Origin of the sequence: Pseudomonas sp. LB-090624, assembly GCF_003205205.1 — a bacterium.
Lineage (GTDB): Bacteria > Pseudomonadota > Gammaproteobacteria > Pseudomonadales > Pseudomonadaceae > Aquipseudomonas.
Genome location: NZ_QJRL01000008.1, coordinates 179,203 through 201,796, shown reverse-complemented (window position 1 = coordinate 201,796; position 22,594 = coordinate 179,203). Strand labels below are relative to the sequence as shown.

Genomic DNA, 22,594 nt, shown 5'->3' with positions numbered 1-22,594 from the left:
CTTGGTCGAGCGCGCTTTCATGAACGCTTGGAACGCATGTTTGGGCGTCTACGGAGTGATTTTCCATTCCGACCAAGGGCGCCAGTACGCGAGCAGCAGGTTTCGTCTCGCTTTGGCCAAGAAGGGCTTCGCGCAAAGCATGAGTCGGAGAGGAAACTGCTGGGATAACGCCGTAGCTGAAAGTTTCTTCGCTACATTGAAGAGAGAGGAAGCCTGCGCGGTCTACCCCACAAAGAAACAGGCCCACCTGGCAATTGCCAGCTACATCCATGGGTTTTACAACAGCTGTCGACTGCATTCAGCACTGGGTTACCGTTCACCGAACGAATACGCAAAAGGCTTAAGGCAGTTGGCTCTGTAGCCAGCTTCTTGGCGTCCGCTGTCACGGGGCAGGCCCACCAAAAAACGCTGGCTCCCATCATCCGGCCCCTGCGCTGCGCTCCGGGGTCCCCTCACTACGGGCATGCTCCCGGGAGTACGCGCCGAAGGCCCCATCCATGGGGCCTCAGCGCTTGACGGGCATCCATGCCCGTCACCTCCCTCCGCATGCCCTTCGCTCAGCCTCCTGAAGTCGCAACCTGTGTCGCCTGAACTATCGCGCGCTTAGAAGCAAAATCAATATCAAAAGCGGAAAGCGGAAAGCGGAAAGCGGAAAGCGGAAAGCGAAACGCGAAACGCGAAACGCGCTCAGCGCCGTACTTGCTTGAGGGTTTCGGCGATGAGGAATGCCAATTCAAGCGACTGATCGGCATTCATCCGCGGATCACAATGGGTGTGATACCGGTCAGACAGCGCATCTTCAGTGATCGGCCGCGCACCGCCGATGCATTCGGTAACGTTTTGCCCGGTCATCTCGATATGGATACCGCCGGCATGGCTGCCTTCGGCCTGGTGTACCTGGAAGAACTGCTTCACCTCGTCCAGGATCTGCGCAAAATCGCGGGTTTTGTAGCCGCTGCTGGCTTTGATGGTGTTGCCGTGCATCGGGTCGGAGCTCCACAGCACCTTGCGCCCCTCGCGCTCGACAGTGCGGATCAGCCCTGGCAAGTGGTCACCAACCTTGCTCGCGCCCATGCGCACGATCAGGTTCAGGCGCCCTGGGTCGTTGGCCGGGTTGAGCGTGTCGATCAGGCGGATCAGCTCCTCGGGGTTCATGCTGGGGCCAACCTTGACCCCGATGGGGTTGTGCACGCCGCGCAGGAACTCAACATGGGCGCCGTCCAGCTGGCGCGTGCGGTCGCCGATCCACAGCATGTGCGCCGAGCAGTCGTAGTAGTCGCCGGTCAGGCTGTCCTGACGCACGAAGGCTTCTTCATAGTTCAGCAACAGTGCTTCGTGGGCAGTGAAAAAGCTGGTTTCGCGCAGTTGCGGCGCGCTGTCCAGGCCGCAGGCGCGCATGAACGCCAGGGTTTCGTCGATGCGGTTGGCCAACTGGTGATACTTGTCTGCCAGCGCCGAGTTGGCGATGAAGTCCAGGTTCCACTTGTGCACCTGATGCAGGTCGGCAAAGCCGCCCTGGGCGAAGGCGCGCAGCAGATTGAGGCTGGCGGTGGCCTGGTGGTAGGCCTGCAACAACCGGTCCGGGTCGGGGATGCGGCTTTTCGCGTCGAAGCCGATGCCGTTGACGATGTCGCCGCGGTAGGCGGGCAGGGTGATGTCGCCGATGGTTTCATCGCCCGCTGACCGCGGCTTGGCGAATTGCCCGGCCATGCGCCCGACCTTGACCACCGGGCAACCGGCGGCAAAGGTCATCACAATGGCCATTTGCAGCAGCACCTTGAAGGTATCGCGGATTTTTGCAGCCGAGAACTCGGCAAAGCTTTCGGCGCAATCGCCGCCCTGCAACAGGAACGCGCGCCCTTCGGTTACCTCGGCAAACTGCCGGCGCAGCTCGCGCGCCTCGCCCGCGAACACCAGTGGCGGGTAGCTGGCCAAGGTCTGTTCGACCTTCAGCAGGTGCCCGGCATCGGGGTAGGTCGGTTGCTGCTGGATCGGCAGGGCGCGCCAGCTGTCAGGGCTCCACGGTTGGTTCATGTCGGGCTCGGTCTTGTAGGTTGTCGGCTATAGGCCATGGTAACAGTTGCCGCCACGCTTGTTGCATCCAGGGCGTTGGCGGACAATGCGCGTTTTTGCGCGGGTGGGTGTTGAACATGACGGCGGAACGGGAAGAGCGGCTACTGGCACGGGTGGAGGATGCCTTTGGCGTCATCAGCGTGTACGAAGTCGACGACTACCGCTTTCTGGAATTTGGCGATGCCATCGAGCAAAGCTGTGTGTTCACCGCAGATCCCAGCTGGCTGGAGTACGACTATACCCGCGCCATGCTGGTCGGCGCGTTGTGCCATGAGCTGCCCGAGAGCGCGCTGTTTCTGGGGCTTGGTGCTGGCACGCTGACCCAGGCCTGCATGAAGTTCCTGCCGCTGGACGACATCGAAGCCATCGAGCTGCGCCCGGACGTGCCGCGCCTGGCCATGGAGTATATGGGCCTGGACGACGACCCGCGGCTGTATGTGCGCATCGGCGATGCCCTGGAGCTGTTGCCCACGGCAGAGAAGGCCGACTTGCTGTTCGTCGACCTGTATACCGACCATGGGCCAGGGGTAGGGCACCTGGCGTGGAAATTTCTGGAGAACTGCCAGCAGCAGCTCAACCCGGGTGGCTGGCTGGTGATCAACCAGTGGGCCACCGATGACGGCAAGCCGCTGGGTGCGGCGTTGCTGCGCGGGTTGTACCACCGGCATTACTGGGAGTTGCCGGTGAAGGAGGGCAATGTGATCCTGCTGGTACCGGCGGATCTGGAGCAGAGCCTGGACATCGATGGGCTGCGGGCCCGGGCCGAGGCCTTGGCGCCGCGCTTGGGGTATAGCCTTGAAGGGCTGATCCGCGAGATTCGCCCGGCTACCTGATCACGTCGTGGTGGGGCTGCCGGCAAAAGGGCCGGTACAGGCGGTAAAGAATTATCGATTCAGCCCCAGGCCATTGATGGCTCGATACTGGCCACGCCCCCTGAAAATATTCCTCACGTCCTTGCACTATTTCGGGTATAGTACGCGCCGGTCTTTTAGCGGGCCTCAAAATCAGGTGGTGCAAATCCTCCGAGTCCAGCTTCGGCTGCACGTCCGCTAGGCGGACCTTCCCAAGTTTTCTTTTTCAATCGTTTTCGCAAATCCCCGCCGACAAAGCTGCCTGGGTGACCTTCCGGTCTTTCAAGGCATGTGCAGCTTTGCAGCATGGGTCTTTGCGGATGCACTTAGAGGCAGACCCATGACCCAGGAAACCGGCGGCTTCGCCGCTCTCGATCTTAATCCGAACATTGTTGCTGCTGTTCTGGCGACCGGCTACGAAGAGCCGTCCGCCATTCAGCAACAATCGATCCCGATCATCCTCGCCGGTCACGACATGATCGGCCAGGCGCAGACTGGCACCGGCAAGACCGCTGCCTTCGCCCTGCCGATCCTCAACAAGATCGATGTGAGCAAGCGCGAACCGCAAGCCCTGATCCTGGCGCCAACCCGTGAGTTGGCGCTGCAAGTTGCTACCGCTTTCGAAACCTACGCCAAGCAGATGCCAGGCGTGAACGTGGTGGCCGTGTACGGTGGTGCCCCGATGGGCCCACAGCTGCGCGCCATCCGCAACGGCGCGCAAATCGTCGTCGCTACCCCGGGCCGTCTGTGCGACCACCTGCGCCGTGACGAAAAAGTCCTGTCGACTGTACAGTACCTGGTACTGGACGAAGCCGACGAGATGCTCAAGCTGGGCTTCATGGATGACCTCGAAGTGATCTTCGACGCAATCCCGGCTACCCGTCAGACCGTACTGTTCTCCGCGACCCTGCCGTCGTCGATCCGTTCGATCGCCGAGCGTCACCTGCGTGAACCGAAGCACGTCAAAATCCAGAGCAAGACCCAGACCGTTACCGCGATCGACCAGGCCCACCTGATGGTCCACGCCGACCAGAAGATCCCGGCAGTGCTGCGTCTGCTGGAAGTGGAAGAGTTCGACGCACTGATCGCTTTCGTGCGCACCAAGCAAGCCACCCTGGACCTGGCCGCCGCGCTGGAAGCCAAGGGCTACAAGGCTGCTGCGCTGAACGGCGATATCGCCCAGAACCAGCGTGAGCGCGTGATCGACTCGCTCAAGGATGGCCGCCTGGACATCGTCGTCGCTACCGACGTTGCCGCCCGTGGCCTGGACGTGCCGCGCATCACTCACGTATTCAACGTTGACATGCCGTACGACCCGGAGTCCTACGTACACCGTATCGGCCGTACCGGTCGTGCCGGTCGCGATGGCCGTGCACTGCTGCTGGTCACCCCGCGTGAGCGCCGCATGCTGCAGGTGATCGAGCGTGTAACCGGGCAGAAAGTCGCCGAAGCGCGCCTGCCGAATGCCCAGGCCGTACTGGATGCTCGCATCAAGAAGCTGACCAACAGCCTGGCGCCGCTGGTAGCCGAAGCAGAAGCCACCCACGGCGACCTGTTCGACCGCCTGACCAACGACCTGGGTTGCAGCGCCCGGGCGCTGGCTTCGGCCCTGCTGCGCAAGGCCACCAATGGCCAGGCGCTGGACCTGGCTGCGGTAGAGCGTGAGCAGCCGCTGGTACCAAGCTTCGCCCCGCGTGGCGAGCGTACCGAGCGCGGAGAGCGTGGCGAGCGCCCTGACCGTGGTGACCGCGAGCGCCGTGCGCCGCTGCCGCTGGCCGAAGGCCGCGTACGCTGCCGTACTGCTCTGGGTGCCCGTGACGGCATTGCCGCCAAGAACCTGCTGGGCGCGATCCTCAACGAGGGTGGCCTGGCACGTGATGCTATCGGTCGCATCCAGGTGCGCGACAGCTTCAGCCTGGTCGAGCTGCCGGAAGACGGCCTCGAGAAGCTGCTGTCCAAGCTCAAGGATACCCGTGTGGCTGGCAAGCAGCTGAAGCTGCGTCGCTACCGCGAAGATTGATCCTGGCGCACTAAAAAAATCCCCGGCCCAGGTCGGGGATTTTTTTTGCCTGTACCTACCCTTTCGCGGGCTTCAGTCGAAGCGATAGATGTCCATCCCCAGTGCGCCCAGGGTGAACCCCTGATGCACCACGCCGAACTTGCTCCCGGCCCCCAGGGCGAAGAACAGCGGCAGCAGGTGCTCGTCACTGGGGTGGTTACGCACCGCGAACGGTGCCTGCTGCCGGTAACCCAGCAATGCCGCCTGGTCATTTTCCTGCAGCCGTTCCACCACCCAGTCTCTGAACGCCAGCGCCCACGGCTCGATCGCATCCGGCCCCGCGTGCCAGTCCAGTTCCCCCAGGTTATGGGTGATGCTGCCCGAACCCACTAGCAAAATGCCCTCGTCGCGCAACCTTGCCAGCGCCTGGCCCACCTTCACCTGCAGCCCTGGGCCCATCTGGCTGGGCAGTGAAACCTGAACCACGGGAATGTTCGCATCCGGGTACATGAGCGACAGGGGTACCCAGGCGCCATGGTCGAATGGGCGCTGCATGTCCAGCTGCGCTGATAGCCCCGCAGCCTTCAACCGCTCACTGACCTCGCCAGCCAGACGGGGCTCTCCCGGCGCCGGGTACTGCACCGCGTACAGGGCCGGTGGAAAGCCGTAGAAGTCGTGCCAGGTTTCTGGCTGTGCGCTGCCGCTCACCAGCAGCTCGCGGCTTTCCCAGTGTGCCGACACCACCACGATCGCTTTCGGCCGTGGCAATGCGTTGGCCAACCCGGCCAGCGCCGGCCCGCTGGCGCCGGGTTGCAGGGCAAGCATGGGGGAGCCGTGGGAAATGAACAGGCTGGGCAGCATGGCAGGGGTCCTGGAGGTTAAGATGCAGTCATCTTCGATCAACCACAGATCGAAATCCAAACCAAGTTTTACCGACAAATCATCTAAAAATCGGGAGTGATCATGGAGCCAGCGTTCTGGCAGCAGCGGTGGGCCGACAACCAGATCGGCTTTCACCAGGCGCAGGTGAACCCCTATCTGCAGCAGTATTGGCCACAGTTGCCGCTAGCGCCGGGCAGCCGCGTGTTGGTGCCCTTGTGTGGCAAGAGCCTGGATTTGGCCTGGCTGGCAGGGCAGGGGCATCAGGTGATGGGCGTGGAGCTCTCGCGGCGGGCGGTGGAGGATTTCTTCGTTGAGCACGGGCTGGAAGCCGAGGTGCGGCAGCAGGGTGCATTCGAGGTGTGGCGCAGTGGTGATGTGGAGCTGTGGTGTGGCGACTTCTTTGCCTTGCGGGCGGAGGATGTTGGTGACTGCGTGGGGCTGTATGACCGGGCGGCGGTGATTGCCTTGCCGGTGCAAATGCGTGGGCGGTATATGCAGCTGTTGTCGGGGTTGCTGCCGGCCAATTGCCGCGGGTTGGTGGTGACGCTGGAGTATGACCAGTCGTTGTTGGCCGGGCCGCCGTTTTCGGTAAGCGATGAAGAGCTGAGGCAGGGGTTTGCGGGGTGGCAGGTGGAACAGCTAGAGGCTGTGGAGGTGATTGAGCAGAGCCCGAAGTTTGTGCAGGCCGGTGCGTCGAGTTTGTTGGAGCGGGTGTACCGGGTTAGCCGGTAAGCAGGTGTAGGGCTTGGAAAAACAAAGGGCGACCGAAGTCGCCCTTTGGGTTTGTCTGGTGAATCAACCGCGGCGGCGCAGGGCCTCGATGCGGTCTTCCAGCGGTGGGTGGCTCATCAGCAGGCCGGCCAGGCCGTGCTTCAGGCCGCCATTGATGCCGAAAGCCTTCATGGTGTCTGGCATGTGCACCGGCAGGCCTTGCTCCACGCGCAGGCGCTGCAGGGCGCCGATCATCGCCGAGGTACCGGCCAGTTGCGCGCCAGCTTCGTCGGCGCGGTACTCGCGGCGGCGCGAGAACCACATCACGATCATGCTGGCCAGGATACCCAGGATCAGCTCCGCCACGATGGTGGCCACGTAGTAGGCGATGCCCTGGCCCTCTTCGTTCTTGAAGATCACCTTGTCGACGAAGTTGCCGATAATCCGCGCGAAGAACATCACGAAGGTGTTCACCACGCCCTGCACCAGCGCCAAGGTGACCATGTCGCCGTTGGCCACGTGGCCGATCTCGTGGGCCAGTACCGCGCGCACTTCATCGGGCGAGAAGCGCTCCAGCAGGCCCTGGGACACTGCGACCAGCGCGTCGTTGCGGTTCCAGCCGGTGGCGAAGGCGTTGGCCTCGTAGGCCGGGAAGATGCCCACCTCGGGCATTTTGATGCCCGCCTCACGGGACAGCTCCTCGACCGTTTGCAGCAGCCACTGCTCGTGGCGCGTGCGCGGCTGGCTGATGATCTGGGTGCCGGTGCTCATCTTCGCCATCCACTTGGAGATGAACAGCGAGACGAGGGAGCCGGCAAAGCCGAACACGGCGCAGAATACCAGCAGGCTGCTGAGGTTCAGGTCAACCCCGTTGGCGGCCATGAACCCGTTGAAGCCGAACAGGCTCAGGGTAATGCTTGCAACCAGCACCACCGCAAGGTTGGTGGCTACAAACAACAGAATGCGCATCATGGTTGTTACGTTCTCCTGACGGATGAGTTGTTGCTTACTGCGGGGTATATAAGGGGCCTGCCGTGCCGTTTCAATCGGGCGACTATTTCAAACTGTGTACGGCGGAGTATGGCAGAGGATGGCGTGGGGGCTGTGGGATAGAGCGTTGCAGGATGTAAGAAACATTCGGTTTGGGGTTGTGGCGAGGCCATAGGGTGTATGGCGCGAGGGGTGTGGCGCCTGTGAGATCGAGCGCCGCCCGCGCGGCGCTCGATCTGCGCATCAACTCAAAAACCCCGTCGAACCTTACTGCGAATAACCCTTCAGGAAATTGCCAATCCGCCCGATCGCCGCTTCCAGGTCATCCACTCGCGGCAAGGTCACCACGCGGAAGTGGTCCGGCCATGGCCAGTTGAACGCAGTACCCTGAACGATCAGCAGTTTTTCCGACAGCAGCAGGTCGAGGGCGAACTTCTCGTCGTTGAGGATAGGGCACACCTTCGGGTCGATCCGCGGGAACGCATACAGCGCGCCCATCGGCTTCACGCAGCTTACGCCGGGGATGTCGTTGAGCAGTTCGTAGGTGCGGTTGCGCTGCTCCAGCAGGCGCCCCGGTGGCAGCACCAGGTCATTGATGCTCTGGTAGCCGCCCAGCGCGGTCTGGATGGCATGCTGCGCCGGCACGTTGGCGCACAGGCGCATGTTGGCCAGCATGTCGATGCCTTCGATATAGCTTTGCGCGTGGTGCTTGGGCCCGGAAATGATCAGCCAGCCGGAGCGGAAGCCGGCCACCCGGTACGACTTGGACAAGCCGTTGAAGGTCAGGCACAGCAGGTCGGGCGCCAGCGAGGCGGTGCTGATGTGCACGGCTTCGTCGTAGAGGATCTTGTCGTAGATCTCGTCGGAGAACACCACCAGGTTGTGCTGGCGGGCCAGCTCCAGCATGCCCAGCAGCAGCTCTTTGGAGTAGACGGCGCCGGTCGGGTTGTTCGGGTTGATGATCACCAGTGCCTTGGTATTCGGGGTGATCTTGGCCTTGATGTCCTCAAGGTCAGGGAACCAGTCGGCCTGCTCGTCACACAGGTAATGCACCGGCTTGCCGCCGGCCAGGCTCACGGCGGCGGTCCACAGGGGGTAGTCGGGTGCCGGGATCAGCACTTCGTCGCCGTTGTTCAGCAGCGCTTGCATCGACATCACGATCAGCTCGGACACGCCATTACCGAGGTAGATATCCTCGATGGTGACGCCTTCGATTTCCTTCTGCTGGCAATACTGCATCACCGCCTTGCGCGCGCTGAACAGGCCCTTGGAGTCGCTGTAGCCCTGTGCGGTGGGCAGGTTGCGGATCACATCCTGGAGGATTTCATCAGGCGCCTCGAAGCCAAACGGCGCCGGGTTGCCGATGTTCAGCTTGAGGATGCGGTGGCCTTCCTCTTCCAGGCGCTTGGCGTGCTTGAGCACTGGGCCGCGAATGTCATAGCAGACATTGGCGAGCTTGTTCGATTTGCTGAACTGCATGATGGGATCCCGATTGAGAAAACGCGCTACGCCCCGCCGAAACGTTTGAAAGGGCAGGAAGCGGGTGCCAGACTGAACGCCTGGCACACGAAGCCAACTAATATACGTGCCACCCGCGCCCCGGAAAAGACGGTGCGGGGTGAAATTCAGCCTGCCGAGGTCCCTACATGAAAAAGATCGAAAAAACCCTGGACGAATGGCGGTCGATGCTCGACCCCGAGCAGTACCAGGTCTGCCGCCTCAAGGGCACCGAGCGGCCATTCAGCGGCAAGTACAACAGCGAGCGCCGCGACGGTATCTATCACTGCATCTGCTGCAGCGCGAAACTGTTCGATGCGCAGACCAAGTTCGACTCTGGCTGCGGTTGGCCGAGTTTCTACGCCCCGATCGAGGACAGTGCGATGATCGAGATTCGCGATACCTCCCACGGCATGATCCGCACCGAGGTCACCTGCGCCCGTTGCGACGCGCACCTGGGCCACGTGTTCCCCGACGGCCCGCCACCGACCGGCCTGCGCTACTGCATCAACTCGGTGTGCATCGACCTGCGCCCTCGCGACTGACCGGAGCCTGACCATGGCGGCATCAATGCTGGAGATCGCTTGCGTGACCCTGGGCGGCGAGCACAAGAAGCTCGGTGATTTTCCGGGCAAGGCACTGCTGGTTGTCAATACCGCCAGCCAGTGCGGTTTTACCCCGCAATACAAAGGCCTGGAGCAACTGTGGCAGGCCTACCGCGAGCGCGGCCTGGTGGTGCTGGGCTTTCCGTGCAACCAGTTTGGCAAGCAAGAGCCGGGCGAGGCGCGCGAAATTGCCCAGTTCTGCGAGCGCAATTTTGGCGTGAGCTTTCCGCTGTTTCGCAAGATCGAGGTCAACGGCCCCGGCACTCATCCCCTGTATGTCGAACTGAAGAAGCGCGCCCCAGGGGTGCTTGGCTCACAGAAGATCAAGTGGAACTTCACCAAGTTCCTGGTCGACCCGGCCAGCGGCCAGGTCAGCCGCTATGCCCCGTTCACCAAACCACAGGCCCTGGAAGCTGACATCGAGCGCCTGCTCAGCCGCTGAGCGGCACCCAGTGGTCGACCAGCGCTAGCAACTCTTCGCGGCGGAACGGCTTGGCCAGGTAGTCGTTCATGCCGGCGGCCCGGCAGCGTTCGCGTTCTTCGGGCATGGCGTTGGCGGTAAGGGCGACAATAGGCAGCTCGGGCCAGCGGCCGCTCTGGCGGATGCGCCGGCTGGCCTCGTAGCCGTCCATCACCGGCATGTTGCAGTCCATCAGCACCAGGTCGAAATCATCCTGCTCCAGCAGCTCCAAGGCCTCGGCACCCTGGGTGGCGAGCTGTACCTGGCAGCCGAGCTTGGCCAGCATGCCCTTGGCCACCAGCTGGTTCACTGGGTTGTCTTCTACCAACAGGATGCGCGCCCGGCCTTGCTCCAGGGTAACGCCTGGGGTGGCCAGCGGGTGTTCGGGCTCGTGGCCCTGCAAGGTGCGGCGTAGCGTCTGGTATAAGGCATTGCGCGCCAGCGGCCGGGCCAGCTGATGCAGCGGTGCCAGGGCCAGCGCTTGCTCGCTGGGCAGGAAGTTGCCGTAGGCGGTCACTAGCAGGATCGGTGTTTTCAGTGCTGGGCGCAGTTCGAAGACGTGTTCCACGTCGTCGGTAATCAACAAGTCGAAAGCTGTGGCGTCCAGCCTGGCGACGTTGTCGTACCGCTGGTACACCAGGCCCCAGGCGGGCAATTGGGCCTGCAGCAGTTCGTTTAGCCCGCTGCCGGCTGCACTCAATGCGGCCACCCTGCCGTGCAGCGGTGCCGGTGCGATGGCTTCGGTGTGCACGGTCAGCGGCAACTCGGCGGTAAAGCAGCTGCCAAAGCCTGCTTCGGAGCGTATGTGCAAGTGGCCGTGCATGGCCTTGCACAGGTTGCGCGTCAGTGCCAGGCCCAGGCCGGTGCCGCCGTACTGCCGGGTGATACCGGCCCCGGCTTGGGTGAAAGGTTGGAATATCCGTGTCTGGGCCTCTTCGGGGATGCCGATGCCGGTGTCGCGCACCTCCAGGCGCACACCACCGACGATCGTCACCAGGCGCACATCGACGCGGCCAAAGCGGGTGAACTTCAGGGCGTTGGACAGCAGGTTGCTGACGATCTGCCGTACCCGCGTTGGGTCGCCGAGCACGCTGCTGGGAAAATCGCCGGCAATGAGGCAGGTCAGCTCCACGCTCTGCGCGGTGTTTTGCGACAGCAGGTTGGCGGTGTCCTCGACCATCGAGCCCATGTCGAAGGCAATGCGCTCCAGCTCCAGTTGGCCGGCATCGAACTTGGACAAATCGAGAATATCGTTAAGCAGCTCAACCAGCACCTTGCCCGAATCGTGGGCAATCGCCAGTTGCTGGCGTTGCTCGCCGGGCAGCGGGTTGTCCAGCGCCAGGGCGATCATGCCGAGCATGCCGTTGAGCGGGGTACGTATTTCGTGGCTCATGTTGGCCAGGAAGGCAGCGCGCGCCTGGGCCATGTCCAGGGCCCGGCTGCGGGCCTGTTCCAGTTCCTGGTTGGACAGGCTCAGGCTACTGTTGCTGGCCTTGAGCTCGTCGGTGCGCGCCGAGACGATGTCTTCCAGCTCGTTCAGGTACTGGGTCAGGCGGTTTTCCGCGTTACGGCGTTGCTCGATTTCGGTGGCCATGCTGACAAATTGCTGGTTGGCAACCTTCACCAGCACACCGATTTCATCGTGTTCGTGGCCGTGCGGGCATTCCAGCCGGGTTTGCCTGGGCTTGCGCGGGTCGCTGCCGCTGAGCGCGCCGATGACTGTGACCAGCGGCTTGGTCAGCATCATGTAGAACAGCGCCAGCAGGATGCCGGTCAGCACCAGGCTGCGGGCGAAGCCGTTGAACAGGGTAATGCCGGCGCGGTCGAGGAAGCGACTGCCGAAGGCGTAGGTGTCGACGTCCAGGTACAGGGTGCCAAGATAATCCTCGGGCATATGAGTGAGGAACAGGCGCTCCCTGAACTGGCGCTGCTCGCCGAACAGGAAATCGCTCAGTGGCCGGTAGCGGTCCTGCAAGGGCGGGCGCTCGACATCGGCCAGCACCGTTTCGTTGTTGTCGATCAGCCGGGCGCGGATGATTGCCGGCGATTGCAACAGGCCGCGGGTAAGCTCCAGGGCCAGCTCCGCGTCAATGTTATAGGCAATGCGCGAGGCCGGGTTGTGGCTGATTTGCAGCAAGGCGCGCACTTCACGGTTGATGGACGCGTCTTCGCTGGCATAATCGATGCCGATCTGGATGAGACTGAGCAATGTTCCCAGGATGAAGCCGACCAGGACTGTCAACCGGGCTTGCTTGTATGACAGGCGATTGGTGAACTTGATATCCATGAGTCCCGAGCCGGTTTCACGTTCCTTGCGCTGCGCAAGCATAGCCGAATAGCCCCGGCTGCTGGTGGGTCTGTCTGTTCATTTCAGTTGATCGCCAAGTGGGGGCGTTGTGCCCCCAAAAAACTGAAATTGTTAGGAGTCGTCATGGACGCTCGCTTGATTGCTTTTCTGGACCGCGCCGAATCGGTACTGGCGCGCCTTGAGCCTTTGTTGCCGGCACAACGCCCGAGCATCGACTGGGGCACCACCCTGGCCGCACGCTGGCAGCGCGACGGCCGCAGCGGCTACCTGCTGCCGCTGGAAGTCAGCCTGGATATCCGCCTCAGCGACCTCATCGGCGTCGACCAACAGCGCGACCAGCTTGGCCGCAACACCCACCAGTTCATCAACGGCCTGCCGGCCAACCACGCGCTGCTGTGGGGCTCGCGCGGCACCGGCAAGTCGTCGCTGGTTCGCGCCCTGTTGGCCGAACACGCCGGCGCCGGCTTGCGCCTGATCGAAATCGAACGCGACCACCTGGCCGACCTGCCGCGCGTGGTCGAGCAGCTGCAGAAACTGCCGCAACGCTTCATCCTGTTCTGCGACGACCTGTCGTTCGAAGCCGGGGAGGGTGACTACCGGGTGCTCAAGAGCGTGCTGGACGGTTCGCTGGAGCAGGCCCCAGACAACGTGCTGCTGTACGCCACCTCCAACCGCCGCCACCTGGTGCCCGAGAAAGAAAGCGACAACGAAAATTGGAAGCGTGTGGACGGCGAGCTGCACCCCAGCGAAGCGGTGGAGGACAAGATTGCCCTGTCTGACCGTTTTGGCCTGTGGCTGTCGTTCTATCCCTTTACCCAGGAGCACTTCCTGAATGTTGTGCAGCACTGGATTGGCCAGTTGGCACAACCTGCGGGCCTTGTGTGGCAGCGCTCTGAAGAACTCGACATCCTCGCCGTGCGCTGGGCCACTGGCCGCGGTAACCGTAATGGCCGTTGTGCCTATCAGTTCGCCCGCTACTGGGTCGGGCTGCAATTGCTGGAGCAAAAGTAAATGATCGACCTCAATGCCAGTGGCGCCGGCCTCGAAGGCTATAACCTGCTGGCGGCGCAAGTGCAGGCGCTGTTCGCCGACGAGCGTGACTTCATCGCCAACGCCGCGCAGTTTTCCGCGTTTCTGTATAACCAGGTGGACGACCTGAACTGGGCGGGGTTCTACCTCAACCGCAACGAAGAGTTGGTGCTGGGCCCGTTCCAGGGCCAAGTGGCGTGCGTGCGCATCCCGTTCAGTAAAGGCGTGTGCGGCGCTGCGGCGGCAACGCGGCAGACTCAACGGGTTGAGGATGTACATGCGTTCCCGGGCCACATTGCCTGTGACAGCGCCTCCAACAGCGAGCTGGTGATCCCGTTGGTGAAGGACGGCAGGTTGATTGGCGTGCTGGATCTGGATAGCCCGACGGTCGGGCGGTTCAGCGAGGCAGACCAGGTGGGGCTGGAGCGGTTGGCGGCGATCTTTCTGGCGTTGACTGACTGCTCATAGATGTTGCCTGTGTCGGCCTCTTCGCTTGTAGGAGCGGGTTTACCCGCGAATACGGTGGCGGCGGCAACGATGAATGACCAGGAATACTGGCCAGCAGCCCCGGCCCTTTCTGGCGGCGCAAGTGCAGGTGCTGTTCGTCGACGAGCGTGACTTCATCGCCATTTCTGTATAACCAGGTGGACGACCTGAACTGGGCGGCCCCTGCAGGTAGTCCGCGATGAAAAGCGTTTTCAGGTCCATAGGTTTCAGCTCTCGCCAAGGCTTGGTCAGATCCTCGAAAACCGACCTTGCCAGTAAAAGACTGTTACCTATGTGCGTGAACTGATTTGTAACCATGTGGGTGAGTCATACCGCTTGCAGCGGTTCAACTCCTTCTGGTGAGCTTCAGGAAATCATCCACCGACATCAATGGAACGGGCACGATCACCACCGCCCAGAAATGGTGCTCTGGGTTGGGTTCGATGGCGAGTATCACCGCGAACCTGTTCGATGAGCTTGGCGTGAAGACCCCGTCGGCATCAATCTGCCCACCGCCTGCCAAGAGGCTCCATTCAGTGGCAAGCGGATCGACTTCACGCTCGAGCCCATTGGCGTCGAGGTGAGTCATAACCAGTTTTAGCTTGTCGCCGCTTTTGCTTAACTTGAACTCATGTGTTGGCGCTCTATTGAGCACCACATAAGTACTGTACAGAGGAAAGGTGAGATGGCCTGTGGGTACAATATCTATCCATACAGGTTCCTGGTTGCTGGCTTCAGTACCTGGGATTGAAGTTTTATTATATAACTCGCTTGCACTCACCATCTTGACGAGCGGCCCCACACCAGAAGCCGGGGGCGTGCCCGCCTCAACGGCCACTATGGAAGGTGGGGTTTTCTCGAACAGGCCACACATAACATTGTCGAGTTCTTTCGCCCCTGTGCAGCCATGCAAAGTGCGTGGGTGGATCAATAGGCTCAAGCTGTAGAAGTCGCTAAGCCTATAACCTGCGTCAGGGACTGTATCCAGGCCGACATAGGTATTCATGTACGAGGTGTTGGTTGCGTAGGGTTGCTTGCTTACAGCAGGATCACTCGCGGAGGTCATCGTGAGCGGGGCGAAGATACCATCGTTGTCTTCACGCCAGGCGATATAGAAAATAGAGTGTGCTGAGTTCTCCGAGGCCCGCGGGTAGAAGCGCAAGGGACGCATTAGCCACTCACTGGCGGGTAGCGCATCCACGACATGCAGCGTGACATGTTGCTCGCTGGGCGGTAGCGTCAGGTAGCGCACGTCGAAGTCGTAACTGCGTTCCCGCTGCGCGCGCCACGGGTAGCCGATAGAGAAGCTCGATCGTCCTTGCTCAATTTCAAGCCTCACCCTTTTACCTGGCTCGTACAGTCCTTTGCATGCGCCAGCATCAAATTCACGAAACAAGTTCAAATGACTACTTTCATACGAAACAGTGATCGCCTCTATAGCGGCTGATGTGCTTCCCGGCTTCCGGCGTAGGGTGATGTGTTGGTAGTTCAGAAATCGCCGGCGAATACAGATTGTGTCTTTTCCGGGTGAGGTCGAAAAACTCAGCAGTGGTCGGCCCAGTCTGCAACTGACCAAGTGCGATACAAAGCCCAATGACGTTGGGATCTCAAATTCCAGCGTATCGCAGTCTTCCGGGAGGTCGTCTGGATGAGTGCCATGGACCCTGGATAGCTCTTCGTTCAATTCCACTGTGTCGCAAACAAGGTGGGCTCGCCATCCATGCATTTCATAAGCGGTGCCAGTTTTAGGGGCTTCCATGGGGCACCTGCGGTTGGGTTAGCTGCCATGCACCGTAGCCCCCTTTGCGTTCGTTCACAACTGGCAGAACTGACAGGAGGCAAGCGGCCCACCCGGCATCGCCCTTGCAGACAAAGCCTCAGTCGTAGATGACTTTCTTTTTCCAGGTCTCCTCCTCATCGGTCTTCAGCCCATCGGTCAATTCGTTGTGCTCGTCCTCTGCGGGGGCCATGCGGTCCAGCACCTGGCCATTGGCCCGGGCCAGTAGCTTCTCAAGATACGTCAGCTGCTCTTCATACACTTTTGGCTCCGGCTGCTTGCGCAAATACTGCACGCCGCGCTCGAAGGCCAGGCGCGCCTGGCCGGGCTGGCCTTTTTGCAGGGCCTGCTGACCAAGGTTGTTGAAGAACTCGATGTGCAGCAACACCAGGATATGGCGGATTTCCTTGACCCAGTGCTTGGCTTCGACGGCGGGCAAGAAGCCCTCTTGGGCTGCGCGGGTCACCTGATTGTGCAGCGCCTCCAGCAAGAAGCGTATGTCCTTGGCCTTGACCTCGGTGTGGATCGGGTTGGGTGGGTTGTTGACCGGGATCTTCTCGCCCAGGGCAATCAACCCTTCCAGTTCGGCGAGGCGCGCCTTGAGTTCGGCATTGCGCTTGTCCACCGCCAGCAGGCGCTGGTTGAGGTTCAGCTCCAGGCGGGCCAGTAGCAGTTTGAGAGCCGGGGTCATGAACTGGCCGGGGAACGTCTCGGTGATCTCGCCACAGCGGCGCAGGCGGTCGGCCAGCTCGATCTTTGTCCGAGCGCGGTCCAGCTTGCCATTCTCGACCACATTGTTGAGGTAGCCGATCACGATCAGCAACGCGATGCCCGCCACGATGAGCAGGGTGATCAGAAGTGGTGTCACCGTTAATGCCTCATGAAAAGGTTTGCATGATTGAGTGTAGGAGCGAGCTTGCTCGCGAGAGGCCCTGACAGCCATTCTCTTTTTCTATCGGCAAACTGTGCCATGCCTGGATGCTGGCACATTAATGCTGACTTGACGCCAGAAAATCAACGCCAAACCCGTTCAGGCTTGCTGAAACGGTGCTGGGTGTACCCGGAAGTCATTGATTTAAATAAATTTCTACAAAGGGGTTGACGCCTCCCCGAACCATCCATAGAATGCGCGCCACTTGCAGCGTAAAGCACATAGCGAAACGCAGCAGGGAGTGAAAGCAGGCAGTAATGCCAGCAGCGTGTCCCCTTCGTCTAGTGGCCTAGGACACCGCCCTTTCACGGCGGTAACAGGGGTTCGAGTCCCCTAGGGGACGCCAATGCGGGAATAGCTCAGTTGGTAGAGCACGACCTTGCCAAGGTCGGGGTCGCGAGTTCGAGTCTCGTTTCCCGCTCCAGTTTCTCCGGCACTGCTTAACGGCGGGGCAGGAAAAGAAAATCCAGGCTGAATCGTGAGGTTCATGTTCTGGTGCACTGAAAAGTGTTGTGTGTCCCCTTCGTCTAGTGGCCTAGGACACCGCCCTTTCACGGCGGTAACAGGGGTTCGAGTCCCCTAGGGGACGCCAAATGCGGGAATAGCTCAGTTGGTAGAGCACGACCTTGCCAAGGTCGGGGTCGCGAGTTCGAGTCTCGTTTCCCGCTCCAGTTTAAATACTGTGGCGTCTATGCGGTGCAGTGGTGGTGAAGGCTGTAAAGGCGCTTCACGCCGATAGTGGTAACGCTTCAAATTGCGGGAATAGCTCAGTTGGTAGAGCACGACCTTGCCAAGGTCGGGGTCGCGAGTTCGAGTCTCGTTTCCCGCTCCACATATCGATCTACAGAGATTCACGGAAATCTGTAAGTCATTGAAATCAGACGCTTCGGCGTCTTTTTTCGTTCCAGCCAAAACCACTCCGATCCATGGGCATCCTGTCTTCGATGTTGTACGTCTTCAATTGGGCCGTACAGCTCAGTCCCACGGTATATCCCGCGGCCACCAGGGAAATCAGCATCTCCTGGCTAGCGGCCTGGGCCGCGACAACAAGCGATGAGCCCGCGCCGCTCAGCAGTGATGAAATCTGTTGATGCAGTCCGCTCTGCAGCTCTGGATGGAACAGAACCAGTGGGCACGCAGCCAGTTCGGCCAGGGGCACACGTTTGTGGACCAACAGCGGATGGCGAGGTGGGAGGGCGACGACCAGTTCGGGCTGCCACAGCGTTTCGCTGGACAGACCGTGGGTTCGCCGGGGGCACAGGCAACGCCGACATCGAACAGGTTCTGCTGCAGGCCTTTGAGCTGTTCGGTCAGCGGCACCTCGAATAACTGTAGTTTGATGTTTAGCTCTTCCTCGCGGCTGCAGGCCAGCAGCGCCGCCAGACGCTTGGGGAGGATGCCGTCGGAGAGGGCAACGCGCAGTGTCGCGAGTGAACCGGCAGCGGCAGCCAAACTGGAACTGCGAGCCTGATCGACCAGACTGAAGATCCGTGGGGCGGATTCTGCGAGCGCTTGGCCTGCGGGCGTCAGATTCGTCCTGATACCGGCACCGCGCTCGAAAAGGGTCACCCCCAGATCATGTCCAGGTCACGGATCGTACGGGAGAGCGGTGATTGTTCGATATGCAGGCGATCGGCCGCACGAGTGAAGTGGCGTTCTTCGGCGACGGCGAGGAAGCACTTTAAGTGGCGCAAATTCATCGCTCACCTCCAGTAAGGGGTTGCCATCGGAGAAGATGGCAACCGCGTGGAGGAGCTTTGTGAGAGCAGTTGCTAAGAGGGGCATTGAAAGACGGCTTGACTACGAACATGTTGCTCCGGCTGCGATCAGTGCAGGCGGACGGATGCCTGCGGCACAGAGCATGGCATCACTGTATGAGGCTTCTCAACGTGGCAGGTGGCGAGTTCTGGCCAGGATTGGTAGCCCCACACAGGAATAAAATAAGAATGCGACGGTACTTTCACTGCCGGAGAGTCGCATGGACCAATTCTACTACAGGAATAGTGGAGTTCTCCTTCGATGGCCGAGTGAGTCAGTCCATCGAAATCGACTCCTTCAGCTCTCTTTCCGCTGTCGCGCTTTATATAAGCTGAACTTAATAAGTCTTGGCGATCGGTGATGGGGCAGATCTGTTTCGGTGGCTACATGTAGGTTTGATTCAGCACAGGTGGTGATCCCCTGTGCTGACGCTGCTGTCATTTGCACGGTCTGAAATCTTATGATGCCACTGAGTGATTTCGGATGGTTTTCACATAAATATATTTGCTGAGTAAAGGGGGCTATTTAATCAGCTTGTCCAGGTCTGTATTGGCGAAGGGTAGTCTCGGCGCGTCGAAATTACGTAGGATTAGCAGGTGAGGATCGAGCTTTAATCTACTAAGATTTTGCAGAGTGGGTTTTCCTCCGGCCACCAAAGCAGGTTCGAAGCCATAAATCTCATCTGGAGCGAGCGGGCCGTATTTCTTGATTGCACGCTCGAATAATGGCTTGCCGTTTGAGTCTGTATTATCATAGTCTTCTGGTTCGCTAGTGCCGAATAGCGATTGGATCGTTATGTTTTGAGCTGCTAGCTCTTTAGCTTTCAGTCGATTTTTTAATGCGAGTATTTCATTGTGGTTGCAGATGATTGAGGCGCTGTGTCCGGTTTTTTCGCCGCATAAGTAAAGGTTTCCAAACGCGCTTCTAGCAATGACATGAAATTTATCGATGGATTCTATCGGTGTATCCTTGAGCCAGGCATTTTTAATGTGCTCGTAATCATCGGGGTTGACGGTCCAAAAAAGTCCATTTGCATATCCTGCCCATCCTTCATCTTTCCAGTATTGGATTAATGCAGGTGGAAGTATGCTCTTCCATTTGTCAAGGCTGGCTTCTGGTACGCAGGTTCGCTGAGTCGCTTCTCCAAAGCACTCTATGAATTCAGCAAAATCTAAATCACGCATTAATTATTTCCTCTTTTTATCTGGAGGGCAAATGGTTAGTTCTACATTCATCATGCCTTCACCATCGCCCCGCTCAATGGCTCTTTCTGCTGCGCGTTCGAGGGTCTCAATTCTTTCCTTATGTCCCCAGCTTCCACCAATAGCGCTGTTTACACGTTTGTCTCCTAATCCTGTGGGGTCGGGTTTGGCCCAGCCTCCTGCGATCATATCAGGCTCGTGGAGCGCTGCTAGCTTTTCCATGATTGCGCCGCTCGCTGCTTTGGCCTCGGCTTTCGCAACTTTAGGGACTACGCCCTTGTTTCTTTTGCTTTCGTATATGCTTTTCTCTATTTCTTTACGCCTGTCACGCCGGTAATCACGCTGCGCTTTGTCTGCCAGAGGATTTCGTCCGGAATCTCCGGTTTTCCGCTTGGTTTCGTCGAACATTCTCCTTGCTCCAGAGAATTCTTTGGCCGACATGTTGTTGATTGCATCCTCCTGCCGCTTGAGCTGGCGAGCATACTCTTTGGCATACCCTTTTTTTTCTGTCTCGCTCATTTTTTTGTAGGCGTCAGACTGTCGAGGGTCGAAGCACTCTGGTTTTTTCTTTTGCAGCTTCTTCGGTCGTACCTTTCCGCCTGACGGTTGTCTGCGTGCGGCTGCTTCCTTAGCTCGCTTCTGCGCTGCTTCTTTTGCCGTTCGCTCAACAACCTCCTTGGATGTCTTGACGGATGCCTCTGCCACTGCCTTGGCGCCATGTCTACCTATTTTGCCTGCTGTTCCTAGGTACCCAGCAAAAGGAACTGCCGATAGCAGAGACAGGGCTGCTCCCGCATAGTCACCACGTGCGAGGCTGATCCCCGCATTAGCGACATCACCTATTTCGCCAACGACTGGAATCAGACCTACGATATCTAACCCTAGCTGAAGCCCATCCAGTATTTCATCGCCTGTAATGCCTTCTGCCGGTGTTTCGCTTTCTATCTCAGGGTTGGAGTACTCCGCAGCATCGCCGCTGGCGCTCGTTTCACCGCTTACTCTACCCAATGTGTTGCCATTCGGCGTGGTAGTCGAGCCGCTGTTTTTTGATGAAGCATAGAGTTGAGTGTAGGTCGGTATGTCCTTCAAGTCAGCCAGTTCCCTGCGGAACGCCTCTTGACGCAACGCTTCGTATTGTTCCTCGTTCAGTTCTAGGGCTTTGCCCCACTCGTTGGCCCCATCGGCAAAGTCCACCAGCACCTTGCCGGTGCCATCAGTCTGCACAAACATCCTGTCTGGGCCGTTTGGCAGCTTACGTAGCGATACTTCCTGTACGTGGACATGCAGCGTGTCCAGTTGAATGGGCTGCTCACTCATGGCATCAACTCCCATTCATCCAGAACAGGTCTCCATGGCGAACCAAGTGACACCCCTCGGCACGCACGGAGCTGCTGTGTTCCAACGGGTGGCATTTGCCTTCGACAGTACCGCTCTTGACACCTTTGGCTTGGCCGGCGGCGTCCCCGATGGTCTTGGGTGTGAAACTGCGCTTGTAGACGACTACTGGATGGCCATTTGCGCGCACGCTTTTCGCCACGCCGGTGCTGGTATCCAGCTCTGCCGTGACCGGATAAGGCACGGGTGGAACGCTGCTGCCCATCGGTGTTTTGCAAACGTCTGGCGCGATGCTGATGACCGTCCATTTCGTCTGTTGTCGAGCCATTACGTTATCGGCCATATCAGACGTGCTCCCTACTACGGTGCGGAGTACGTCGGATGATGGGAGCGTCGGGATTGGTTTCGAAACGCGCTTCGAGCACGCGAATATCAAGTGAGTTGGACAGACTGATGCGGTGCGTCATCGACAGAGTCATGGCGTCGGTGTCGATGCGCAAAGTGTCGGTGAGCATCGGCAACGGCAACATCATGCCGTTCGTCATGCGCATGAGTACGAAGGGGCGGTGGCCTGGAAGCTGGACTTCACAGTGCCCATCCTGGCTCAGGGATGGATCAATCAGGTTGAACAGGGCAACGCGTGCATCTGGTGTAGGAAAAGCAACTTGCTGGTCAACCGGGGCTCCATTCCAGTAGCTGAAATCGAAGTCCTGTGGCAATCCCGGCCAGTGGTTGTCCTCCCAGCTTTCGTCATACGTGCCAGCATGTGGCAAGCGCGGTGCCCAAGCGCGGCCAACGATGCCGAAGCCGGCCGGCCTGCAGCCATAGGAGGACGCCACCTCAGCCATAGCAGCGGCATTTAGCGGACCAGCTGGATGTCGCGAGCGCAGCAGGCGCTCGATGGGGGCGTCCAAATGCTCGATCTGGGGCGCCGACAGGCTGGCGAGCTTTTCGCCGGTCTGCTCGTAGTGCAGCTTTTCATGGCGATGCTCCAGCCAGCCACAGCCCAGCGGATTACTGAAGCATACTTCGTTGAGCAGGAACTCAGGGGCATCGGGGTTATGCCCATATTCGGGATTGGCGAACTGGCTGGCGCCACCAAAAGCATACTCCCAACACAGAGGAACATGTGTGACAGGCTCTGGGTCGGTGAGGTGCCAGCCGAAGAAGTTGTGATGAAACTTTCGTGGACCGTTGAAACGCAGGGTCTTGTCCAGTAACACGATTGGTGTGAGCTGTTCTCTGTTGCGACGCCGAACTTCTAGTACTTTTGCTTGGTGTGCCTGCAATTCATCGGCGGTCAGATAAACATTGGGCGCGCGCTTCGGGGAGGGCGGATCAGGGATTACTTGTTTGGGACGGGTCGATGTAACACGGACACCGGCTTCCCACGAAGTTGCAGGTTGTCCTGCCGGTGCATGCGAATGGCCGACGATAATGACATCGCAGCGCGGTTTGAATGGCGCCAAGTCGCTCTCTTCGAATACAGAACTGCTGCCGATCTCTGCATAGTAAGTATCGGCCATGCAAAGCGGCACGGGTTCGTCATCAATGACGATGGCTCGGAGTTTGCCAGGACAGCCCTCAAGCGGTTCGAGTCGATAACCGACCTTCATGGCTATGACAGGATGTTCCTGACCGTCAGGCGCGAGCGCACTGAAGCACATGACGTCAAAAGGCGTCAGGTTGCGAAATTCCAT

At 59.7% G+C, this 22,594-nt stretch carries 20 protein-coding genes, 5 tRNA genes and 1 pseudogene; 13 read left to right on the top strand and 13 right to left on the bottom strand.

The genetic code is table 11. From position 1 onward, the window contains the following. Window positions 1-361 (top strand): integrase core domain-containing protein (locus DMX11_RS26430; protein ID WP_218278958.1); only part of this gene is annotated, 361 nt, incomplete at its 5' end. 326 nt (window positions 362-687) lie between these two features. On the opposite strand, the gene DMX11_RS11275 is transcribed toward DMX11_RS26430, so the two are convergent. Next, complete coding sequence (locus tag DMX11_RS11275; protein ID WP_110744602.1) at window positions 688-2,034, bottom strand: class II 3-deoxy-7-phosphoheptulonate synthase; 1,347 nt, start codon at window positions 2,032-2,034, stop codon at window positions 688-690. 116 nt (window positions 2,035-2,150) lie between these two features. Here DMX11_RS11275 and DMX11_RS11270 point away from each other — a divergent pair, with 116 nt between their 5' ends. Together DMX11_RS11270 and DMX11_RS11265 are read left to right on the top strand one after the other, a co-directional pair. After that, window positions 2,151-2,906 (top strand): spermidine synthase, encoded by a 756-nt coding sequence (locus tag DMX11_RS11270; RefSeq protein ID WP_110744601.1) that lies wholly within the window; start codon window positions 2,151-2,153, stop codon window positions 2,904-2,906. Window positions 2,907-3,230: 324 nt separating this feature from the next. After that, a pseudogene (locus DMX11_RS11265) lies at window positions 3,231-4,944 on the top strand (DEAD/DEAH box helicase). A gap of 72 nt (window positions 4,945-5,016) precedes the next feature. On the opposite strand, the gene DMX11_RS11260 reads toward DMX11_RS11265, so the two are convergent. Then, window positions 5,017-5,784, bottom strand: coding sequence for a class III extradiol ring-cleavage dioxygenase (locus tag DMX11_RS11260; RefSeq protein ID WP_110744599.1), 768 nt, complete (start codon window positions 5,782-5,784; stop codon window positions 5,017-5,019). 102 nt (window positions 5,785-5,886) lie between these two features. Between DMX11_RS11260 and DMX11_RS11255 the strand changes: the two genes are divergently transcribed. Further along, on the top strand, window positions 5,887-6,537 hold the full coding sequence (locus DMX11_RS11255; RefSeq protein ID WP_110744598.1) for a thiopurine S-methyltransferase: 651 nt from the start codon (window positions 5,887-5,889) through the stop codon (window positions 6,535-6,537). Between the two features lie 63 nt (window positions 6,538-6,600). On the opposite strand, the gene htpX is transcribed toward DMX11_RS11255, so the two are convergent. Both htpX and DMX11_RS11245 read right to left on the bottom strand, forming a co-directional pair. Then, window positions 6,601-7,488 (bottom strand): protease HtpX, encoded by an 888-nt coding sequence (htpX, locus tag DMX11_RS11250; RefSeq protein WP_012271122.1) that lies wholly within the window; start codon window positions 7,486-7,488, stop codon window positions 6,601-6,603. 285 nt (window positions 7,489-7,773) lie between these two features. After that, entirely contained in the window at window positions 7,774-8,985 is a 1,212-nt protein-coding gene (locus tag DMX11_RS11245) for a pyridoxal phosphate-dependent aminotransferase (protein ID WP_012271123.1), read from the bottom strand. A 167-nt stretch (window positions 8,986-9,152) separates the two neighbouring features. On the opposite strand from DMX11_RS11245, the gene msrB reads away from it, so the two are divergent. Further along, window positions 9,153-9,548 (top strand): peptide-methionine (R)-S-oxide reductase MsrB, encoded by a 396-nt coding sequence (msrB, locus tag DMX11_RS11240; protein WP_016500928.1) that lies wholly within the window; start codon window positions 9,153-9,155, stop codon window positions 9,546-9,548. A 13-nt stretch (window positions 9,549-9,561) separates the two neighbouring features. After that, window positions 9,562-10,050, top strand: a complete 489-nt coding sequence (locus DMX11_RS11235; RefSeq protein ID WP_110744597.1) for a glutathione peroxidase — start codon at window positions 9,562-9,564, stop codon at window positions 10,048-10,050. Here the strand turns inward: DMX11_RS11235 and DMX11_RS11230 are convergent. Beyond that, a complete protein-coding gene (locus DMX11_RS11230; RefSeq protein ID WP_110744596.1) occupies window positions 10,040-12,397 on the bottom strand; it encodes a response regulator in 2,358 nt (785 codons plus the stop codon). The genes DMX11_RS11235 and DMX11_RS11230 overlap by 11 nt on opposite strands. Before the next feature lie 102 nt (window positions 12,398-12,499). On the opposite strand from DMX11_RS11230, the gene DMX11_RS11225 reads away from it, so the two are divergent. After that, on the top strand, window positions 12,500-13,387 hold the full coding sequence (locus DMX11_RS11225) for an ATP-binding protein (protein ID WP_110744595.1): 888 nt from the start codon (window positions 12,500-12,502) through the stop codon (window positions 13,385-13,387). Beyond that, window positions 13,388-13,873 (top strand): GAF domain-containing protein, encoded by a 486-nt coding sequence (locus DMX11_RS11220; protein ID WP_110744594.1) that lies wholly within the window; start codon window positions 13,388-13,390, stop codon window positions 13,871-13,873. A 364-nt stretch (window positions 13,874-14,237) separates the two neighbouring features. Here the strand turns inward: DMX11_RS11220 and DMX11_RS11210 are convergent, their stop codons facing one another. Next, entirely contained in the window at window positions 14,238-15,650 is a 1,413-nt protein-coding gene (locus DMX11_RS11210; RefSeq protein WP_177410734.1) for a hypothetical protein, read from the bottom strand. Window positions 15,651-15,768: 118 nt separating this feature from the next. Then, window positions 15,769-16,536 (bottom strand): hypothetical protein, encoded by a 768-nt coding sequence (locus DMX11_RS11205; RefSeq protein ID WP_110744591.1) that lies wholly within the window; start codon window positions 16,534-16,536, stop codon window positions 15,769-15,771. 333 nt (window positions 16,537-16,869) lie between these two features. Between DMX11_RS11205 and DMX11_RS11195 the strand changes: the two genes are divergently transcribed. The 5 genes from DMX11_RS11195 to DMX11_RS11175 all read left to right on the top strand — a co-directional run bounded on the left by DMX11_RS11195 (window position 16,870) and on the right by DMX11_RS11175 (window position 17,431). Continuing rightward, window positions 16,870-16,945 (top strand) — tRNA-Glu (locus DMX11_RS11195). A gap of 2 nt (window positions 16,946-16,947) precedes the next feature. Next, window positions 16,948-17,023: transfer RNA gene (locus DMX11_RS11190), tRNA-Gly, on the top strand. 92 nt (window positions 17,024-17,115) lie between these two features. After that, a tRNA-Glu gene (locus DMX11_RS11185) sits at window positions 17,116-17,191 on the top strand. 3 nt (window positions 17,192-17,194) lie between these two features. Further along, window positions 17,195-17,270, top strand: a tRNA-Gly gene (locus DMX11_RS11180). A gap of 85 nt (window positions 17,271-17,355) precedes the next feature. Continuing rightward, window positions 17,356-17,431: transfer RNA gene (locus DMX11_RS11175), tRNA-Gly, on the top strand. A gap of 45 nt (window positions 17,432-17,476) precedes the next feature. Here DMX11_RS11175 and DMX11_RS26425 read toward each other — a convergent pair. The 6 genes from DMX11_RS26425 to DMX11_RS11145 form a co-directional block, all read right to left on the bottom strand. Next, window positions 17,477-17,806, bottom strand: coding sequence for a LysR substrate-binding domain-containing protein (locus tag DMX11_RS26425; RefSeq protein ID WP_371921788.1), 330 nt, complete (start codon window positions 17,804-17,806; stop codon window positions 17,477-17,479). Window positions 17,807-18,164: 358 nt separating this feature from the next. After that, complete coding sequence (locus tag DMX11_RS11165) at window positions 18,165-18,299, bottom strand: LysR family transcriptional regulator (RefSeq protein ID WP_110744588.1); 135 nt, start codon at window positions 18,297-18,299, stop codon at window positions 18,165-18,167. A 579-nt stretch (window positions 18,300-18,878) separates the two neighbouring features. Then, on the bottom strand, window positions 18,879-19,541 hold the full coding sequence (locus tag DMX11_RS11160; RefSeq protein ID WP_110744587.1) for a GAD-like domain-containing protein: 663 nt from the start codon (window positions 19,539-19,541) through the stop codon (window positions 18,879-18,881). A 3-nt stretch (window positions 19,542-19,544) separates the two neighbouring features. Beyond that, window positions 19,545-20,876 carry a polymorphic toxin type 15 domain-containing protein gene (locus DMX11_RS11155; RefSeq protein ID WP_146230354.1) on the bottom strand — a complete coding sequence of 444 codons (1,332 nt, stop codon included), beginning with the start codon at window positions 20,874-20,876 and terminating at the stop codon, window positions 19,545-19,547. A gap of 4 nt (window positions 20,877-20,880) precedes the next feature. Then, window positions 20,881-21,237 (bottom strand): DUF4150 domain-containing protein, encoded by a 357-nt coding sequence (locus DMX11_RS11150; protein WP_110744585.1) that lies wholly within the window; start codon window positions 21,235-21,237, stop codon window positions 20,881-20,883. Window position 21,238: 1 nt separating this feature from the next. Next, window positions 21,239-22,594, bottom strand: a complete 1,356-nt coding sequence (locus DMX11_RS11145; RefSeq protein WP_110744584.1) for a DUF2169 domain-containing protein — start codon at window positions 22,592-22,594, stop codon at window positions 21,239-21,241.

Excerpts from the sequence above, each read along its gene's own strand:
- DMX11_RS11230 (WP_110744596.1), bottom strand. The coding sequence starts at position 12,397 with ATGCTTGCGCAGCGCAAGGAACGTGAAACCGGCTCGGGACTCATGGAT.
- DMX11_RS11245 (WP_012271123.1), bottom strand. The coding sequence starts at position 8,985 with ATGCAGTTCAGCAAATCGAACAAGCTCGCCAATGTCTGCTATGACATT.
- DMX11_RS11275 (WP_110744602.1), bottom strand. The coding sequence starts at position 2,034 with ATGAACCAACCGTGGAGCCCTGACAGCTGGCGCGCCCTGCCGATCCAG.
- DMX11_RS11260 (WP_110744599.1), bottom strand. The coding sequence starts at position 5,784 with ATGCTGCCCAGCCTGTTCATTTCCCACGGCTCCCCCATGCTTGCCCTG.
- DMX11_RS11225 (WP_110744595.1), top strand. The coding sequence starts at position 12,500 with ATGGACGCTCGCTTGATTGCTTTTCTGGACCGCGCCGAATCGGTACTG.
- DMX11_RS11165 (WP_110744588.1), bottom strand. The coding sequence starts at position 18,299 with ATGAATTTGCGCCACTTAAAGTGCTTCCTCGCCGTCGCCGAAGAACGC.
- DMX11_RS11255 (WP_110744598.1), top strand. The coding sequence starts at position 5,887 with ATGGAGCCAGCGTTCTGGCAGCAGCGGTGGGCCGACAACCAGATCGGC.
- msrB (WP_016500928.1), top strand. The coding sequence starts at position 9,153 with ATGAAAAAGATCGAAAAAACCCTGGACGAATGGCGGTCGATGCTCGAC.
- DMX11_RS11220 (WP_110744594.1), top strand. The coding sequence starts at position 13,388 with ATGATCGACCTCAATGCCAGTGGCGCCGGCCTCGAAGGCTATAACCTG.
- DMX11_RS11270 (WP_110744601.1), top strand. The coding sequence starts at position 2,151 with ATGACGGCGGAACGGGAAGAGCGGCTACTGGCACGGGTGGAGGATGCC.
- DMX11_RS11145 (WP_110744584.1), bottom strand. The coding sequence starts at position 22,594 with ATGGAATTTCGCAACCTGACGCCTTTTGACGTCATGTGCTTCAGTGCG.
- DMX11_RS11160 (WP_110744587.1), bottom strand. The coding sequence starts at position 19,541 with ATGCGTGATTTAGATTTTGCTGAATTCATAGAGTGCTTTGGAGAAGCG.
- htpX (WP_012271122.1), bottom strand. The coding sequence starts at position 7,488 with ATGATGCGCATTCTGTTGTTTGTAGCCACCAACCTTGCGGTGGTGCTG.
- DMX11_RS11155 (WP_146230354.1), bottom strand. The coding sequence starts at position 20,876 with ATGAGTGAGCAGCCCATTCAACTGGACACGCTGCATGTCCACGTACAG.
- DMX11_RS11235 (WP_110744597.1), top strand. The coding sequence starts at position 9,562 with ATGGCGGCATCAATGCTGGAGATCGCTTGCGTGACCCTGGGCGGCGAG.
- DMX11_RS11210 (WP_177410734.1), bottom strand. The coding sequence starts at position 15,650 with ATGGAAGCCCCTAAAACTGGCACCGCTTATGAAATGCATGGATGGCGA.
- DMX11_RS11150 (WP_110744585.1), bottom strand. The coding sequence starts at position 21,237 with ATGGCCGATAACGTAATGGCTCGACAACAGACGAAATGGACGGTCATC.